This is a genomic window from Streptomyces sp. NBC_00647 (genome assembly GCF_045207245.1).
Taxonomy (GTDB): domain Bacteria; phylum Actinomycetota; class Actinomycetes; order Streptomycetales; family Streptomycetaceae; genus Streptomyces.
In genome coordinates this window covers 6119263-6136657 of sequence record NZ_CP109040.1, presented here as the reverse complement: position 1 = coordinate 6136657, position 17395 = coordinate 6119263, and the positions used below count along the sequence as shown (strand labels likewise).

19 protein-coding genes are annotated in these 17395 nt (G+C 67.6%); 4 read left to right on the top strand and 15 right to left on the bottom strand.

Features of this window, described 5'->3' with window-relative positions:
- Window positions 1–4 precede the first annotated feature (4 nt).
- The 11 genes from rpsC to OG788_RS26990 all read right to left on the bottom strand — a co-directional run bounded on the left by rpsC (window position 5) and on the right by OG788_RS26990 (window position 10644).
- Window positions 5–835: a 30S ribosomal protein S3 gene (rpsC, locus tag OG788_RS27040; RefSeq protein ID WP_266761750.1), complete on the bottom strand. Its 831-nt coding sequence runs from the start codon at window positions 833–835 to the stop codon at window positions 5–7.
- Window positions 835–1182: a 50S ribosomal protein L22 gene (gene rplV / locus OG788_RS27035; protein WP_003974262.1), complete on the bottom strand. Its 348-nt coding sequence runs from the start codon at window positions 1180–1182 to the stop codon at window positions 835–837. Before rplV ends, rpsC begins: the two co-directional genes overlap by 1 nt.
- Window positions 1183–1224: 42 nt before the next feature.
- Entirely contained in the window at window positions 1225–1506 is a 282-nt protein-coding gene (gene rpsS, locus OG788_RS27030; protein WP_024755409.1) for a 30S ribosomal protein S19, read from the bottom strand.
- Window positions 1507–1518: 12 nt separating this feature from the next.
- Complete coding sequence (rplB, locus tag OG788_RS27025) at window positions 1519–2355, bottom strand: 50S ribosomal protein L2 (RefSeq protein WP_153289116.1); 837 nt, start codon at window positions 2353–2355, stop codon at window positions 1519–1521.
- 39 nt (window positions 2356–2394) lie between these two features.
- Window positions 2395–2811, bottom strand: coding sequence for a 50S ribosomal protein L23 (gene rplW, locus OG788_RS27020; protein ID WP_037626998.1), 417 nt, complete (start codon window positions 2809–2811; stop codon window positions 2395–2397).
- Complete coding sequence (gene rplD, locus OG788_RS27015) at window positions 2811–3467, bottom strand: 50S ribosomal protein L4 (protein ID WP_037627000.1); 657 nt, start codon at window positions 3465–3467, stop codon at window positions 2811–2813. The genes rplW and rplD overlap by 1 nt, the downstream gene beginning before the upstream one ends.
- Window positions 3468–3471: 4 nt before the next feature.
- Window positions 3472–4116 carry a 50S ribosomal protein L3 gene (rplC, locus tag OG788_RS27010; protein ID WP_261705325.1) on the bottom strand — a complete coding sequence of 215 codons (645 nt, stop codon included), beginning with the start codon at window positions 4114–4116 and terminating at the stop codon, window positions 3472–3474.
- A gap of 17 nt (window positions 4117–4133) precedes the next feature.
- Entirely contained in the window at window positions 4134–4442 is a 309-nt protein-coding gene (gene rpsJ / locus OG788_RS27005) for a 30S ribosomal protein S10 (RefSeq protein WP_003948644.1), read from the bottom strand.
- Between the two features lie 501 nt (window positions 4443–4943).
- The gene (locus OG788_RS27000) at window positions 4944–5663 is read right to left on the bottom strand and encodes a hypothetical protein (RefSeq protein ID WP_406374029.1); all 720 of its coding nucleotides are present in this window, start codon (window positions 5661–5663) and stop codon (window positions 4944–4946) included.
- Between the two features lie 54 nt (window positions 5664–5717).
- Window positions 5718–6017, bottom strand: a complete 300-nt coding sequence (locus tag OG788_RS26995) for a hypothetical protein (RefSeq protein WP_356755675.1) — start codon at window positions 6015–6017, stop codon at window positions 5718–5720.
- Window positions 6010–10644 (bottom strand): DUF6531 domain-containing protein, encoded by a 4635-nt coding sequence (locus tag OG788_RS26990; protein WP_406374027.1) that lies wholly within the window; start codon window positions 10642–10644, stop codon window positions 6010–6012. Before OG788_RS26990 ends, OG788_RS26995 begins: the two co-directional genes overlap by 8 nt.
- 206 nt (window positions 10645–10850) lie before the next feature.
- Between OG788_RS26990 and OG788_RS26985 the strand changes: the two genes are divergently transcribed.
- Window positions 10851–11870 (top strand): hypothetical protein, encoded by a 1020-nt coding sequence (locus OG788_RS26985; protein WP_406374025.1) that lies wholly within the window; start codon window positions 10851–10853, stop codon window positions 11868–11870.
- A gap of 18 nt (window positions 11871–11888) precedes the next feature.
- Here OG788_RS26985 and OG788_RS26980 read toward each other — a convergent pair whose 3' ends face one another.
- The 3 genes from OG788_RS26980 to OG788_RS26970 are packed head-to-tail and all read right to left on the bottom strand — an operon-like array spanning window position 11889 to window position 13653.
- On the bottom strand, window positions 11889–12494 hold the full coding sequence (locus OG788_RS26980; protein ID WP_406374023.1) for a hypothetical protein: 606 nt from the start codon (window positions 12492–12494) through the stop codon (window positions 11889–11891).
- 41 nt (window positions 12495–12535) lie between these two features.
- Window positions 12536–12808 carry a DUF397 domain-containing protein gene (locus OG788_RS26975; RefSeq protein WP_406374022.1) on the bottom strand — a complete coding sequence of 91 codons (273 nt, stop codon included), beginning with the start codon at window positions 12806–12808 and terminating at the stop codon, window positions 12536–12538.
- On the bottom strand, window positions 12805–13653 hold the full coding sequence (locus OG788_RS26970) for a helix-turn-helix domain-containing protein (protein WP_406374021.1): 849 nt from the start codon (window positions 13651–13653) through the stop codon (window positions 12805–12807). Before OG788_RS26970 ends, OG788_RS26975 begins: the two co-directional genes overlap by 4 nt.
- Before the next feature lie 139 nt (window positions 13654–13792).
- Between OG788_RS26970 and OG788_RS26965 the strand changes: the two genes are divergently transcribed.
- From OG788_RS26965 to OG788_RS26955, 3 genes are all read left to right on the top strand, one after another.
- Window positions 13793–14269, top strand: a complete 477-nt coding sequence (locus OG788_RS26965) for an ATP-binding protein (RefSeq protein ID WP_406374019.1) — start codon at window positions 13793–13795, stop codon at window positions 14267–14269.
- A gap of 250 nt (window positions 14270–14519) precedes the next feature.
- Complete coding sequence (locus OG788_RS26960; RefSeq protein ID WP_406374017.1) at window positions 14520–15440, top strand: helix-turn-helix domain-containing protein; 921 nt, start codon at window positions 14520–14522, stop codon at window positions 15438–15440.
- 60 nt (window positions 15441–15500) lie between these two features.
- Window positions 15501–15884: a hypothetical protein gene (locus tag OG788_RS26955; RefSeq protein WP_406374016.1), complete on the top strand. Its 384-nt coding sequence runs from the start codon at window positions 15501–15503 to the stop codon at window positions 15882–15884.
- Between the two features lie 71 nt (window positions 15885–15955).
- Here the strand turns inward: OG788_RS26955 and gdhA are convergent, their stop codons facing one another.
- Window positions 15956–17311: an NADP-specific glutamate dehydrogenase gene (gene gdhA, locus OG788_RS26950; RefSeq protein WP_406374014.1), complete on the bottom strand. Its 1356-nt coding sequence runs from the start codon at window positions 17309–17311 to the stop codon at window positions 15956–15958.
- Window positions 17312–17395 lie beyond the last annotated feature (84 nt).

Sequence of the window (17395 nt, the reverse complement as noted above, 5' to 3'; positions counted from 1 at the left end):
TCGGTCAGGCCTCCGTTCCGGTGCTCTCAGCCGGAGCGGCAGCCGGAGCCTCGGCCTTGGGGGCCTCGGCAGCGGGAGCCTGCTGCGGCTTACGACCGCGACCGCCACGCTCGCCACCACGGCCACCACGGCCGGCCGGGCGGTCGTTGCCGCCACGGGCCGGGCGGTTGCCGGCACGGGCAGCGGCGTTCTCGGCGCGAACCTCGGCGATGTTCTTGACGTCGCCCTTGTAGATCCAGACCTTCACGCCGATACGGCCGAAGGTCGTCTTGGCCTCGAAGAAGCCGTAGTCCACGTTCGCGCGGAGCGTGTGCAGGGGCACACGGCCCTCGCGGTAGAACTCCGAGCGGGACATCTCGGCGCCGCCGAGACGGCCACCACACTGGATCTTGATGCCCTTGGCGCCGGCCTTCATCGTGCCCTGCATGCTCTTACGCATGGCGCGACGGAAGGAGACGCGGGAGGACAGCTGCTCGGCAACGGCCTGAGCAACCAGCTGAGCGTCGGTCTCGGGGCTCTTGACCTCGAGGATGTTCAGCTGGACCTGCTTGCCCGTGAGCTTCTCGAGGTCACCGCGGATGCGGTCGGCCTCGGCGCCACGGCGGCCGATGACGATGCCGGGACGCGCGGTGTGGATGTCCACCCGCACGCGGTCACGGGTGCGCTCGATCTCAACCTTCGAGATGCCGGCGCGCTCCATGCCGGACGTCATCATCCGACGGATGGCGACGTCTTCCTTGACGTAGTCCTTGTACAGCTTGTCGGCGTACCAGCGGGACTTGAAGTCCGTGGTGATGCCGAGCCGGAACCCATGCGGGTTAACCTTCTGGCCCATTACCGGGTTCCTTCCTTGCTGCTGACGACCACGGTGATGTGGCTGGTCCGCTTGCGGATCCGGTAGGCACGGCCCTGGGCGCGCGGACGGAACCGCTTCAGGGTCGGACCCTCGTCGACGTACGCCTCGGAGATGAAGAGGCTGTCGGCGTCGGTGTGGTCGTAGTTGTGCGCGGCGTTGGCAATGGCGCTGTCAAGCACCTTGCCGACCGGCACGCTCGCGGCCTGCGGGGCGAAACGCAGGACCGCCTGAGCCTCCGTGGCATCCATGCCACGGATAAGGTCCACCACTCGGCGGGCCTTCATGGGCGTAACGCGGATGTACCGCGCCTGGGCCCTGGCTTCCATGGTTGTCCTTCCAGTGTCTGTCATGGTCGATTCCACCCCGCGTTAGCGGCGCTTCGACTTCCGGTCGTCCTTGACGTGACCCCGGAAGGTGCGCGTCGGCGAGAACTCGCCGAGCTTGTGGCCGACCATCGACTCGGTGACAAACACCGGGATGTGGGTCTTGCCGTTGTGCACCGCGATCGTGTGGCCGAGCATGGCCGGGATGATCATCGAGCGACGGGACCAGGTCTTGATGACGTTCTTGGTACCGGCTTCGTTCTGTACGTCCACCTTCTTTACAAGGTGTCCGTCGACGAAGGGTCCCTTCTTGAGACTGCGCGGCATCTAAACCCGCTCCTAGCGCTTCTTGTTCGTCTTGCGGCGGCGGACGATGTACTTGTTCGAAGCCTTCTTCGGCGAACGAGTACGACCCTCCTTCTGACCCCACGGGGAGACCGGGTGGCGACCACCGGAGGTCTTGCCCTCACCACCACCGTGCGGGTGGTCAACCGGGTTCATCGCCACACCGCGGACGGACGGGCGAACGCCCAGCCAGCGCTTACGGCCGGCCTTACCCCAGTTGATGTTGCTCTGCTCGGCGTTGCCGACCTCGCCGACCGTGGCGCGGCAGCGCTGGTCGACCAGACGGATCTCGCCGGAGGGCATGCGGAGGTGGGCCATGGTGCCCTCCTTCGCGAGCAGCTGCACCGAGGCACCGGCGGAGCGGGCGAACTTGGCGCCGCCACCGGGACGGATCTCGATCGCGTGGATCGTGGTACCGACCGGGATGTTGCGGAGCGCCAGGTTGTTGCCCGGCTTGATGTCGGCCCCAGGACCGTTCTCGACGCGGTCACCCTGCGACAGGTTGCGGGGGGCGAGGATGTAGCGCTTCTCGCCGTCCGCGTAGTGCAGCAGCGCGATGCGCGCGGTGCGGTTGGGGTCGTACTCGATGTGCGCGACCTTCGCCGGCACGCCGTCCTTGTCGTGACGACGGAAGTCGATCACTCGGTAGGCGCGCTTGTGTCCGCCACCCTGGTGGCGAACGGTCACACGACCGGAATTGTTACGGCCGCCCTTGCTGTGCAGGGGGCGAACCAGCGACTTCTCCGGCGTGGACCGCGTGACCTCGACGAAGTCGGCGACGCTGGAGCCACGACGGCCCGGCGTAGTCGGCTTGTACTTGCGGATTCCCATTTCTCAGTCCTCGTCCGATATTCGGACCAGGGCACTCCGTTAGGAGGCCTGGCCGAAGATGTCGATACGGTCGCCCTCAGCGAGGGTCACGATCGCGCGCTTGCTGTCGGCACGCTTGCCGAAGCCCGTCTTGGTGCGCTTGCGCTTGCCCTGACGGTTGATCGTGTTGACCCCGGTGACCTTGACCGAGAAGACCGCCTGGACGGCCTGCTTGATCTGGGTCTTGTTGGCCCGCGGGTCCACGACGAAGGTGTACTTGCCCTCGTCGAGCAGCGCGTAGCTCTTCTCCGAGACGACCGGCTTGAGGAGGACGTCACGGGGATCCGTGAAGCTCTTGCTCAGCGGGGTCTCGACGGTGTTCTTGCCTTCGGCCTCGTGGCGCTTCGCCTTGGCGACGCGCGCGGCCTTGGCGGCCTTGGCGGCCTTCGAGGCAATGCTCGGGTGACGCGTAGCCATCAGGCTTCGCTCCCTTCGGTGTCAGCGGCCTGGGGGCCAGACACGAAGGACTCGAAAGCGGCCTGGGTGAAGACCACGTCGTCCGAGACGAGAACGTCGTACGTGTTCAGCTGGCCCGGCTCCAGGATGTGGACCTGGGGCAGGTTGCGCGCGGAAAGCAGCGCGGCCTCGTCCGAGCGCTCGATGACCAGGAGCACGTTCTTGCGCTCGCTGACCTTGCCGAGGAAGCTCTTCGCGGCCTTGGTGGAGGGGGTCTCGCCCTCGATCACGCCGGTGATGACGTGGATGCGAGCGTTGCGGGCCCGGTCGGTGAGGGCGTGGCGCAGGGCCGCGGCCTTCATCTTCTTCGGGGTCCGCTGCGAGTAGTCACGCGGCGTGGGGCCGTGAACGACACCACCGCCGGCGAACTGCGGCGCGCGGGTCGAACCCTGACGGGCGCGGCCGGTGCCCTTCTGGCGGTAAGGCTTGCGGCCACCACCACGGACCTCGCCACGACGCTTGACCTTGTGCGTGCCCTGACGGGCCGCGGCCAGCTGCGCGACGACAACCTGGTGGAGCAGCGGAATGCTGATCTTCTCTACGTCGAAGATCTCGGCCGGGAGCTCAACAGTCCCGGCGGTGTCGCCGGAGGGCGACAGAATGTCAATGGTGCTCATGTCCTCAAGCCCCCTTGGCCGCGGTACGGACCAGGACGAGGCCGCCGTTCGGACCCGGGATGGCTCCCTTGATGAGGAGCAGGCCCTTCTCCGCGTCAACGGCGTGAACGGTCAGGTTCTGGGTGGTGACCCGCTCGTTGCCCATGCGGCCCGCCATGCGGACGCCCTTGAACACACGGCCCGGGGTGGCACAGCCACCGATGGAGCCGGGGGAGCGGTGCTTGCGCTGGACACCGTGTCCGGCGCCGAGGCCCTTGAAGTTGTGACGCTTCATGACACCGGCGAAGCCCTTGCCCTTGCTCTTGCCGGTCACGTCCACCTTGATGCCGGCCTCGAACACCTCAGCGGTGATCTCCTGGCCGAGGGTGTACTCGCTGGCGTCAGCGGTACGGATCTCGACGAGGTGGCGGCGGGGGGTGACGTCGGCCTTGGCGAAGTGACCCTTGAGGGGCTTGTTCACCTTGCGCGGGTCGATCTCGCCGAAGGCGATCTGGACCGACTCGTAGCCGTCGGAGTCATTCGTACGGACCTGGGTCACGACGTTCGGGCCGGCCTTGACGACGGTGACCGGAACAACACGGTTGTTCTCGTCCCACACCTGCGTCATGCCGAGCTTCTCGCCCAGGATTCCCTTGATCTGCTTAGCCATTCTCAGATCACCGATCCCTAGAGCTTGATCTCGATGTCGACACCGGCCGGGAGGTCGAGTCGCATCAGAGAGTCAACGGTCTTGGGCGTGGGGTCGAGGATGTCGATGAGGCGCTTGTGCGTGCGCATCTCGAAGTGCTCGCGAGAATCCTTGTACTTGTGCGGCGACTTGATGACGCAGTACACGTTCTTCTCAGTGGGCAGCGGCACCGGGCCTGCGACCGACGCACCAGTGCGGGTCACCGTTTCGACGATCTTCTTCGCCGAGGAATCGATGACCTCGTGGTCGTAGGCCTTGAGCCGGATGCGGATCTTCTGTCCCGCCATGGCTACTCAGTAGTCCTTTGTCTAGTGAAACGCTCCGGAACCCGGGGGTTCGCGTCCTGATCTCCGACCCACGCGGTCGGGTGTGTCGCGCTCCTGCCGACAGGGCTCCGTCACGGATTTCCCTACGAGGGACGCGGCTCCGCCCGAAAGCAACCGCAGGACCGGGGGTGAGAACACCCACCGGGTGCCTGGTCTGCACCCCGCTGACACTTCCCGGAAGATTCCCGTACGTCCGCCCCAGCGCTGCCTCACGACAGATTGGGCGACGAGTACTGTGGGACTCGCTTCCGGTCCTCCCGACGGGAGGCGCGCAGCATCGGCACTCGACCGAGCAACCCCGTTAGTCTGCCATACAGGACAGGGGGCTGGCCAATCGAGCCGGAGATCGTACCCCTACGGTGACGCACGTCAAACCCGGCACGACCATGATCGCGTGACCGATCCCACAGAGCCCCGCCGGCCACCCCGGCGCCACCTCTCCCCGCCCCTGTCGGCCCCGGATCACATACCGGCCGGCGCAGCACCTCGGCCGGCCTCTTCCAGCAGCTCCTCCAGGGCATGGGCATAGGCGCGGAAGCCTGCCCTGCCGTAGTCCGGTGCGCTGGAGTCGGGGCGGAGGATGCCCGGGAGGAAGGCGACCCGCCAGGACCGGAAGGTGGCGGCAGCGCTGCTTCGCCCTCCGTCGTCCGCCAGGGCGACCGCGATCCCGAGAGCCTCGACCACCCTTTCCACACCCTGTGGGACCCCGGTCCCACCTGCGATGGCAGCGGTGACCAACGCCTGAAGGAAATGGGCGAGTTGGAGATCCGCCCCCATGTGGCACATGCGGCGCACGACCGACGGGCGTTCGAGTTCCGCGAGGCGGAGCGAGATCTCCTCGATGCAGCCGGACCACAGGAGCAGGGACGGCGCGGTCACCCGATACTCGCGCAGGTATCCCAGCTCATCGGCGATGGCCATGGACGCATCGCTGAAGCCGCCGAGCACGCGGACGGCGATGAGCAGCCGGTCGATCTCGGCCTGCCGTGCACCTACCAGTCCCCCGATGGAGGCGTCCGCGACCGCCCAGGTACCACTGGCGGCCACCGAGCCGATCTCCACGATCCCGCCGAGCGTACGGAAGACCTCCCGCGCGTACACCGCCTCGGGGAGGGAGAGGACCGGTTCCTCAGGTCCGACGTCGCGCCGACCCTCGCCCGCGCCGGAACGTGGCGTCCTCACGATGGCCGCTCTCCCCGATCTGGTCGTCGTCACGTTCTTGGATCGTGTCGCCCGCTAGACGTCCGAGGCCGTCACCGTCGCCCCCTCCTTCAAGAAGGGGGCTCCTTCACCGGAGAAGAGGACTTTGGCATTGTGCGGCGGGTCGACGAAGTCCACTCGTCGCCCGTATCGGTCGATCCAGTCGAGAGTGACCACTCCGTGACTCTCGCCCGCTGGAATCACGTCGCGGCCGACATCAAATCGCTGCCCCGTTCGCACGATCCCGCCCACACATCGGACAACACATGTGGCAGCAGCGGACTCCCTTTCTTCGATCGCAAAAATCTGCAGCTTTCCCGCATTCTTCTCATCCATATTTGTGCGCCTCCGATACAAATTGAGCTATCTGTTCTGGCGTGAGTTTCGGTATGTCCCACTGAAGTGCGTCGCTGATGCCTTCGTACGTGTTCACTTTTGGAACATGGATTCCCATGTCGCCAAGGATGTTCCGGGCGACGCTCACCGGAATCTCAGCGCTGACTCTGCCGGCGAGCTCAGAAGCGGGAAGCCCCACCGCGACCTCTGCCTCTGCGGCTATGTAGCCCCTGGCGGTTTCCACCCCGTCAAGCGCACTCCGTGGAATCACCTGGACCACCGCTTCACCGTACTGCTCCGAATGCCGGGCGAAAGCTGTGGCTACACCAGGGTCGGTCGACGTCGGGGTAAAGCCGACACCCTGCGCACCGCTACTCGCATCGAATCCTCTGGTGGTTCCCCGGAAAAGGTATTCCTCCTCCGCACATCCGGCCGCCGCCAACCCCAACGGGTCGGTCCACGTATGCGGATTGTGAACGTAGGTGGCCGGGTTCCACGAAGGCGCCAGCCCCAGGGGATCGGTGGTCAGATAGCGCGCGGTTTCGGGATCATAATGGCGGAAGTAGTTGTAGTGGAGGCCGGTTTCCGGGTCGTAGTACTGGCCGGGGAACCGGAGAGGGGTGTACGCCGTACTGTCGGCAGCCCACGCCGTGGCACCCCACAGGGTGCTGCGTGTGCGCCACGCGATCTCGCCTTCCTCGTCCACCAACTCGCTGGGAGCTCCGACCAGGTTCGTGACGATGGCGAAGAACCGGGCATCGATCTCCTGCTGCGGAGCCCCCTCGGCGGTGATCCGTTCCGTCTGGGTGATCGGACGGCCGCCCCTGTGGCACCAGGTCAACGTGACCGGATCGCGTATCTCCTGGCCCGTCGTGGTCTGTTCGCAGAGAGTGGTGCCGTCCCAGACGAAGTCGACCCGCTCGATGACGGTCTCGGCGTCATCCGCCAGCCGGATTTTCGCTGTCCTACGTCCCAGTGGGTCGTACAGATAACGCCAGCGGACACCGTCCGGCGTGATCACCGAGGTGAGACGGTCCTCCACGTCCCACTCGTAGCGCCAGGTGTCCGGCTTGCGGGACAGTCTGGTCTTCTGGCGGAGAACGATGCGACCGAGAGCGTCATGCTCATAGCGGATGTTGCCGGCGCGGCTGATACGGGTCCCTGCGTACGTGCGAGCCCCGGTCGCCTCCTGACCGGGGTGCTCAGCAGGCCAGGAGGCCGATGTCTGGTTACCCGCGTCGTCGTAGGTGTACCTCTCTGCCCAGTTCGCCGCGTGCACCGCCGTCACGAAGCCGGTCGGGTCCACGTCGAAGGATCTGGAGCCGGACAAACTGTCGTCCATGCCGATCAGGTTGCCGTCGGCACGGTAGGTGTAAGCGCGCTGCTGGACCGAGCGGCCGTCCGCTGCGGTCACCGCCTGAGAGATCACGCGCCCTCGAACGTCGAAGGTCTGGTCCAGCGCGACCATCTCGGGTATCTGGCGGGTGAGTTCACGTCCCATCAAGTCGTACGTGAAGTCGATGGTCCGGCCGTCCACAGCTACCCCGGTGCGGCGCCCAGCGGCGTCGTACGTCCACGTCGCCGTGGAGCCAGTCGGGGTCGTACGACCGGTCCGTCGGCCCAAGTCGTCATAGGTGTAGCGGAGTTCACGACCGTCGACGGACTCGGACCTGAGGCGCCCGAAACGGTCTCGCCCGACGGTCAGCGTGATGTCGGGGCCCGTTCCCTGGGCGAGCTGGTCGGTGAGGTCGTACGCGTACGTCGTGACCCGGCCCGCAGCGTCCTTGCGCACCACCTGGCCCAGTTCGTTGCGCTCGTAGGCGATGGTCTCGCCGAGGCCATTGGTACGCGACGTCAGACGCCCCGCATCGTCGTACGTATAGGCGAGGGCGCGCTCGTCGAAATCCGTCTCCGCGATCAGGCGCCCCGCAAGGTCGTACTCGTAATCCCACGTCAAACCCTGCGGGTTGGTCACCTGCCTGAGGCGCAGCTGGTTGTCGTGCGTGAACTCGTACCGCACGCCGTTCGGGCCGGTACGGGCCGTCATCAGGTCGAAGTGCGTGTACTCGAAGCGGGACACGACACCCATGGCGTCGGTATGGCTGACGCAGTTGCCCTCGCCGTCGTATGTCCACGACTCCGTCGTGCCGTCGGCAGCCGTCCTGCGAGCCAGATGCCCCTCGACTGTCCACTCGAGCCGCGATGAGGCCCCCGTCGCGTCCGTGATCGCGACGGTTCTGCCGAACGCATCACGCTCATAGCGCGTGACCGCGCCAATTGGGTTCGTTGTCCGGACAGGCAACCCGGCCTCGTTGCAGTGGACCGTCGTCACGTGGCCGAGGGGATCGGTGACGACGCTGAGACGTCCTGAGTCGTCGTAGGTGAGATGCGTGGTACAGCCCGTCGGACCGGTCACCGAGGTCCTGTTGCCTCGATCGTCGTAGGTCTGGCGGTGCACCCCGCCGTCGGGACCGGCGAACTTCGTGATGAGCCGGAGTTCGTTGTACTCCGCCCAGGTCTCGCGCCCGTCCGGTCGGATGATCCGGGTGGGCTGGCCGTTGGCGTCATGGACGACGCGGGTCGTATGTCCGACCGCGTCGGACCAGGACAGCAGACGATGGTGCTCGTCGTGTTCCGATCGTTGGATGCCGCCGAGGGGATCTACCTGAGCAACGACCTGACAGCGGTTGTTGATGACGAAGCGGGACACCGCGCCGTCGGATGCGACGTGCATGGTGATGCGGCAGTCCGGCCAGGCGGGGTCGATGCCGTAGGAGAAGGTGCCGCTGACGTGTCCGGCGTCGCCGCCCTGACCGGTGCACCGGTCGTGGTCGTCATACGCGTAGCCGTAGCGACGGTGGTTGGTGTCGGTCCAGGAAGTGATCCGCAACCGCTCGTCGTACACGAACCGGAAGGATTTGCCCGAGGAGTTGACGACTTCGGTGAGATTGCCGTCCGTGTAGCCGTAGCGTTTGACGACGGCATCGGAGCCGTCCTCGTTCCCGCCCTCCAGGCTGAGACCGGTGACGCGGCCGTCCTCCACGGCCAGGGCCAGGCGGTAGCCACCGGAGTGCCGGATGGCCAGAGGAGTGCCGTACTCGTCGTAGTCGAAGGTGATGGTGTTGCCGTTACGATCGACGATGCGATCGAGAGGCGCGATGCCCGCGGCCGGGAGAGCGAAATGGCGAGCGTGGCCGGTCAGCGGGTCATCGACGCGGTAGCCACCGTCGTCATGGCGGGTCAACGGCCAGCGAGGTCCCGTCTCGGGCAGGACCGGTGTCCCCGAACCAGCGGGGTGAGGGTAGGCGAGGAGCATTCCGTCTTCGGTGACGAAGACGATGCCGTCGTGATCGACTTCGAGACGCTGGTCGATGGTGGAGGCCCAGCTTGGACCGAACCACCAACCGGTGCGGTAGCCGGAGGCAACCCGGCGGGTGAAGGCCAGCGGCAAGGCGGCGGGCAGAGCGACATCTGTCTCGGCCAGGAACATCTGACCAGTCGCGACGTCCACCGGGTCGCCGCATCCCTTGATCTTGCTCTTGAGCCGGCTGTACGCGCCCTTCGCACCGTCCGCGATGGCGCCGCGCGCGCTCTTGCCCAGGCCACGCGCAGCAAGCCCCATGCCTTTGAGACCACCCTTGAGGCCCTTCATCGCGGCCATGCCGCCCTTGAGCCCCTTGGCGAGCCCCCCGAGGGTCGTGAGGCCCTTCATGCCGGGTATGCAGTCCAGCGCCGCGAAGGCCACATCCCAAAGAGACGCCTGCCCCTTCGCATACTTATTGAGCGTGTCGGCTAGGACGACGAGGGCGGCGATCAGCACGATCGCGCCGAGGATCGGCCCTCCGATGATCATCGCGATGATGCCCAGCACCGCCACGACGACCTTGCAGACCGCGACGATGGTGTCCCAGTTGTCGGAGAACCAGTCCCCGACCTCCTCCCACCACTTCCGATTGCGAATCCCCGCATCAGAAGCCTCATCGATCTTCGACTTCGCGTCCCGCGCCGCCTCCTCCCGCATCTTGCGGGCATCAGCAGCCATCTTCTTCGCCGCGTCCAGCGCACTGTTCGCGTTCGTCACATCCGACTGAGCCGAGGTCTGCGCCGACTTGGCGTGCTGCGCGTCCCGTGTCGCGGCCCGCACCTTCGCCTCGTCCGGCTTCTCCGCATCCTTGCTGCCCGTCGGATCGTCCTTGTACTTGTCCGCCTCCTTGCCGGCCTTCGTCACCCACGAATCAGCCGACGACAGACGGGACTTGGCCGAGGAAAGATCGGCCTGCGCCTCCCGCCCCTTCGCCAGCGCCTTGTCCGCCAAGGCCTGCGCACGCTCCAGCTTCGGCCAGTAATCGGCGAGCGCGTCCCCCGCCATCTCGTACGACTTCTTCAGCTTCTTCAGCTGCTTCGGCACACCCGAGAACTCGTCCTGGAACGCCTTCGCCGACTTCCCCGCCCACCGCAGAACCGCGTCCTCGTCCGCCATCCCCTTGATGAGGCGGAGCGCGTCCGACACGTCATCCGCGAAGTCGTGCAGATTCTTGGACAGGTGCCGCACCCGGTCCGGGTCCCCGGGAGTGGGGTCCTTGTCCAGGTCCAGGACATGCCAATCCGTCGGCCGATTCCCCGCCATGCCGCAACCCCCGTCACGCCCGCCTCAACAACACCCGTACGCACAAGCGAACTTACAGGGAACGTCGATTCGACACGGCGGCCACCTCACGGCAGGGCACCGTGCGCGACCCCGCTTCCTCGGGAAGTACGCCATCGGCCCCGCTCGACCGGGACGCGCCCCATGCCCCTTGATCACAGGTCCCATCGAGCCCGTAGCCTCACCCCATGTCTCGCACCACTCCCCCGCGGCCCCTGGACGTCACCACCCTGTTCCCCGAACTCGCGCCCTTGGCCCGCACCGCCGTACGGCTGCATCCACGGCCAAGTACCCCTACGGCCAAGGACAGTTCGATCGGTGGCCCCCTGCTGTGGCCGGCCGACGAGCCGTGGCCCACCTGCCCGGATCATGACGCTCCCACGCACAGCGGTCTGGCCCCCGGCGACGTACGGCAGCGGCGGCGCATCCTCGCCGACGCCTGGACCCGGCCTCGCGCCGAGGGCGCCGACCTCCTCACCCCCGAGGAGCACGTGATCGTCGACCGTGCCGTCGCGAAGACGCGGATACCGCAGGACGGCCCGGTCCCGCTCATCCCCGTGGTCCAGCTCTACGCCGCCGACATCCCCACGCTGCCCCGTCCGGCCGGCACCGACCTGCTGCAAGTCCTCTGGTGCCCCTTCGACCACGACGAGGACTACCTCCCGGCCGCCGAGCTGTATTGGCGGGCCTCCGCCGACGTCACCGACCCGCTCCCCGCGCCCCCAGAACCTTCGGTGATCGGCAACGACGACTACCTGCCCGAACCGTGCCTCCTCCACCCCGAGACGGTCACCGAGTACCCGGCCCCGCACGAGCTGCCCGAGGAACTGGCGGACCGGATCGAGGCATGGGAGGACGAACAGAACCCGGACGACGAGGACGACATCGAGGTCGTCGACTACCAGTACGACCTCAGCGTCGCCCCCGGCTGCAAGCTCGGCGGCCACGCGCCCTGGAGCTTCAGCGATCCGTTCCCGATGTCCTGCCCCGAGTGCGGCGCGGACGTCCGCCCGCTGCTCACCGTCGACGGCTCCGAATGGGACGGCGGCAGCGGCAGCTGGCGCCCCCTGGAGGACGCCGGGTACGACGGCCTGCACTTCCTCGGCCCTGCCTGCGCCACCCAGCTCACGATCGGCCGCGGGTACACCATGCAGATCTACGTGTGCATGTCCTCGTACGACCATCCGCACGTCCAGAACATGCAGTGACTGTTCTCCTGGCGGGCCTCAGAACGGCGCGAGCAACCGCTCCAGCTCCACGTCGTACGCCCTGTACCCCGCCTTGCCGTACTCCGGCGCACCGGAGTCCGGGCGCAGGGCGTCCGGCAGCTCGGCCACCCGCCACATCCGGAAGACGCCTTCCGGAGCGTCGCGCCCGGTGTCGCCCACGAGCTCACAGGCGATGCGGATGATCCCGGCGACCAGGCTCCCGCCCTCCTCGGCGTCCACTCCGGCCGCGATGCCGACGGTCACCAAAGCGTCCAGCAAGCGGGTCAGTTGGAGGTCCGCGCCCATACGGCACATCCGGCGCACCACGTGCGGCTCCTCCAGATACGCGACGTTCTCCGCCGACTCCGGAACCCAGGTGACGCCCGCCGACCAGAGGAGCAGGAACGGCGCCTCGACCGGGTGCTCGCGCAGATATCCCATCTCGTCCGAGATGGCCATGACGGGCGCGTCGAACCGGCCGATCGTCCGGACCGCCGCCATGATCCGTGCGATGTCCTCGCCCCTGGGCGCCAGGAAGTCCCCCACCGAGACATCGGCCAGGTCCCATGTGCCGGTGTGGTTCACCGCGCCGATCTCGACGACTCCGCCCAGGGCGGCGAACACGGTACGGGCGTAGCTCTGCGGGTGGATCGCCGCTCTCCCGGTCAGCCCTGGGCGACGAAGCCGATGAACGCCGACCATGCGACGGGGGCCATCGCCAGGCGTGCGCCGCCCGGCTTCTTGGAGTCACGGATGTGGATCGCGGTGGGGGTGGGGGCTATCTCGACGCAATCGTTTCCGTTGCTGCTGTCGCTGTAGCTGCTCTTGAACCATTCCAGCGCGACTTCGACACAGTCACCGGCTTCGCTGCTGCTGCTGTAGCTGCTCTTGAACCACTTCAGCCCGGAAGCTTCCTCGGCCGAGGTCCCGTGGGTCATGTCTCTCCCAAAATTTGCTCGATGAAGGCCAGCGACTCCCTCGGGGTGAGAGCTTGGGCCCGGATCATGCCATACCGCAGTTCGAGGATCCGCAGGTCTTTCGGGTCCGAGACAGGGCGGCCGTTGAACGCGCCGTCGGAACGCCCGACTGCCGTCCCGTCGCCGAACTTCAGTACCTCGATCAACCCCTGCATCCCGGCGTGATCCTCTCGATCGGTCGGCATGACTTGAAGAGAGACGCTCCTCAACTCGCCTACTTCCAGAAGGTGTTCGAGCTGACGGCGCAGCTTCATCTTCCCTCCGATCGGGCGCCGAAGCGTCACCTCTTCCTGAATGAAACTGAGCGCTGGGGCAGGCGACCTCTCGTAGATCACCTTCCGGCTCATGCGCGCGACGGTCTCGCGCTCCACCACTTCCGGCGGGTACGTGGGCTGGCGCGTCTCGAACAGCGCTTGCGCATACTCCGCCGTCTGCAACAACCCATGGATGTTGTGGTTGCTGTACAGCAGCAGCTCGACCGCCCGCTCCTCCAGCATCTTCAGCTCGCGGACCTTCTTCGGGTATCGGGCCTTCTCCATGTCCTCCTTGAAGGCCCGGAGATGCCCGCCGGCATTCAGGACGTCGTCCGCGCGGTCCAGGAAGTCCGCCCGCGGAATCCGCGCGCCCCGCTCCACTTTCCGGACCAGGTCCTCCCCGTACCCGATCGCCCGCCCGAACTCGACCACCCGCATCCCGGCCGCCTCCCGCCAGAGCCTGACCTGGTGGCCGGTCGCCTCGACCACCGGGGCGATCTCGTCCTCGGGGCTCACGTCCCACCCCGGCTCGTCCGCACTCTCGCTGCTCACACCCACCCACCTCCAACGCCCACCGTTCCCGTACGACACCCAGGACAGCCGGGACAGATCGGGACAACGACCGGACAGTCCCTGTACGCACAGGCGTCATCGCAGCTCACCGTAGGCGGAGTCGGACACGCTGAGTGACGTGAATCAGGAAACCGCCGGGCCCGAGGCCCAACGCGTCGAACCCGTCCGCAACTTCAGTGTGCTGCTGTCCCCCACGCCACGCGGTGCCCGCCTGGGGAGACTGCTCGCGACCGAACAACTCCGCTCCTGGGGGCTGCCGTTGAGTCCGGCCGACCAGATCGTCGCCGAGCTCGCGACCAACGCGGCGACGCACGGACGCGTGCCGGGACGCGACTTCCGGCTCACGCTGTACGTCGTCGGCGACACCCTCCGCATCGAGGTGACGGACACCGTGGGTGACCGGCTTCCCCGACTCGGTGCGGCGGAGGCCCCCATCGACTCGGGCCGCGGCCTGCTCCTCGTGGACGCGTTCGCGGACCGCTGGGGCGTGACACCAGGACCCGCCCCGCGCAAGACCGTCTGGGCCGAACTGTCCCTCGCGTCCGGGGGATCCGTCCCGGCACCCACCGGATCGCGGAATGTCACGCCCCGGTGAGCCGCGACGCGGCCGCGCGCGACATCAAAAGGCTCTTCAAAACCCGAGGTGAGAACCACCTACCAACCCACCAGCCTCCCCGAGGCCGGCTCATCACTCGCAAGGGTGACAATCGCCAACCGGGCTGGATTTAGGGGCTATTGCCGGGCATATGCTCGCGGCGGCAACGCAACCGCAGACAGACAACGGCCCCCGGCCGGGACTGGCATCCCGATCGAGGGCCTCACCAACAAGGAAGAGCACCTTCCCGATGGGTACCCAGAACTTTAGCGCGCCCCCGTGCGCCCAGCCCCGGATTCCGCGGGGCGTCACCCACATCAACGTCCGCCACACCGCGCGGTTCACGACGGTCGGCAACCACCTCACCCAGCACCGCGCGCTCTCCCTGACCGCGATCGGACTCGCCGCCCACATCCAGTCGCTGCCCGAAGGGGCCCGCGTCGACATCAAGTCGCTCGCCGCGCGCTTCCGGGAGGGCGAGACGCGCATCGCGGCGAGTCTGCGGGAGCTGGAGGCCCACGGCTATCTGTCCCGCAGGCGGGAACGGCTGCCGAGCGGCCGGGTGGTCACGCACACGGTGTCGTACAACCAGCCGCAGGGGCTCGCCGCTCCCACCGCCCGGCCGACGGCACCCGAGCCGGGCCCGCCACCGGGAACACCCCGGAAGCCCGATCACCAAGACCCGCCCGAGCCCGTACTCGATGACGCCCCCGCTCCGGCTTCCCCTGTCCCCACCGGGACCGGTCCGGCCCCCACCGCCGCACCCGAGCGCCCCCTCCCCACCCCCGACACGCACGACCCTGACCGCCACCACACGGCCCTCGTGCTCCTCGCGAGCCTCCACCGGGAGGACCCGCGTCTCCTGCTCTCGGAGCGCGACGTGAACCGCCTCGCTCCTGCCGTCAGCACCTGGCTGGAACGCGGTGTCGCGCCCGAGGCCGTACGGGCCACGCTGACCTCGGGCCTGCCCCGGGAGCCGCTGCGCCATCCGGCGGGCGTCATGTCGCACCGGCTCACGGAAGCGCTGCCACCCCGGACACCCACCGTCCCGATGACAGCTCGCCCGCACCCGCTCCAGAACTGCGACGGCTGCGACCGCGCCTTCCGCGCATCCGAACCGGGCCGCTGCGCCCGCTGTAGACGCCGGTCCGATCTCCCGGAGGCCGCCTAGCATGAACGGGACGACGACAAGGGCTTGTGAGACCGCCGTGCCGGTTCGATGATCCGGTCCATGTACAGACGAAGACGCTTAGTAGGCACGTACCTCGGCGCGGTCCTCGCTGTCGCCGCACTGCCCGGCATCTCTCTGATCGTCGAGGACCCGCCCTGGGAAGTGGTCCTGAGCGGTGTCGTCTTCCTCCTCGTGAACCAGCTCATCCACACCTACCCCAGCGCCGTCCGCACCGCTCCCCCGGGCGCGGTGCTCGCACTCGCCGCGATCGGGATCGTCCAGGACACGCTGCTCTGGCTGCTCGTCTCCTGGATCGGCTCGCAGATGGACTACGGCGTCCATGTCGACGGCCTCCTCGCGGCGCTGGCCGGCGGCGCCGTCATGCGTCTGACGGTCCTCGCCGTCATGGCGATCGGCCCGCAGCCGGTTCCCGAGGCTGCCTGAGCCCGGACATGACGAAGGGCTCGTACGGCCGAGGCCGGTCGTACGAGCCCTTTCTCCGGAGTCCGGCCCGGTCAGATCACGCCCTGCTCCAGCATCGCGCCCGCGACCCGCTCGAAGCCCGCGATGTTCGCGCCGCTGACGTAGTCGCCCGGGACGCCGTAGCGCTCGGCGGTCTCGTGGCAGATGGCGTGGATGTTGTTCATGATCCGGGTCAGCTCGTCCTCGACCCGCTCCCGCGACCACGAGGTGCGGGCGTGGTTCTGGCTCATCTCCAGCGCGCTGACCGCGACACCGCCCGCGTTGGCCGCCTTGCCGGGGCCGAAGGCGACGCCCGCCTTCTGGAAGAGGTGGACCGCCTCGGGGGTGGTGGGCATGTTGGCGCCCTCGGAGACCGCCTTGACGCCGTTGCCGATCAGGGTGGCCGCCGCGGCCGCGTCCAACTCGTTCTGGGTGGCCGAGGGCAGCGCGACATCGCCCGGCACGTCCCAGACGCTGCCGTTCGCGACGAACCGCGCCGACGCGCCGCGCCGTGCCGCGTAGTCGGAGACCCGGCCGCGCTCGACCTCCTTGACCTGCTTGAGCAGTTCGACGTCGATGCCCTTCTCGTCGACGACGTAGCCGGTCGAGTCCGAGCAGGTCACCGCGTTGGCACCGAGGGCGGCGAGCTTCTCGATGGTGTAGGTCGCGACATTGCCGGAACCGGAGACGACCACGGTCTGGCCCTCCAGGTCCTCGCCGCGCTCCCGCAGCATGGCGGCGGCGAACAGGACGTTGCCGTAACCGGTCGCCTCGGGCCGGATCAGCGAACCGCCCCAGTGCGTGCCCTTGCCGGTGAGGACACCGGCCTCCCAGCGGTTGGTGATGCGCCGGTACTGGCCGAACAGGTAGCCGATCTCCCGGCCGCCCACGCCGATGTCGCCCGCCGGCACGTCCGTGTGCTCACCGATGTGCCGGTACAGCTCCGTCATGAACGACTGGCAGAACCGCATGACCTCGGCGTCCGACCTGCCGCGCGGGTCGAAGTCGCTGCCGCCCTTGCCGCCGCCGATGCCGAGACCGGTCAGCGCGTTCTTGAAGATCTGCTCGAAGCCGAGGAACTTCACGATGCCCAGGTTCACCGACGGGTGGAACCGCAGACCGCCCTTGTACGGGCCGAGCGCGCTGTTGAACTCCACGCGGTAGCCCCGGTTGACGTGGACCTTGCCATGGTCGTCCTGCCACGGGACACGGAAGATGATCTGCCGCTCGGGCTCCACCAGCCGTTCGACGAGGGCCGCGTCCGCGAACTCCGGACGCTGCGAGAGGGCCGGAGCCAGGGTTTCGAGCACCTCGTTCGCGGCCTGGAGGAATTCGGGCTGCGCCGGATTGCGCCGCTCGATGTCGACGAGCAAGGAGGCGATACGGCTCTTCGTGTCAGGGCGGGTCACCTGGGGTCCCTTCAGACGGGGTTGCCGGAACGGCCGACCGGAGTCGGTTCGACCGGTCGGTTCCGGTGGCATCGGTGCGGAGAC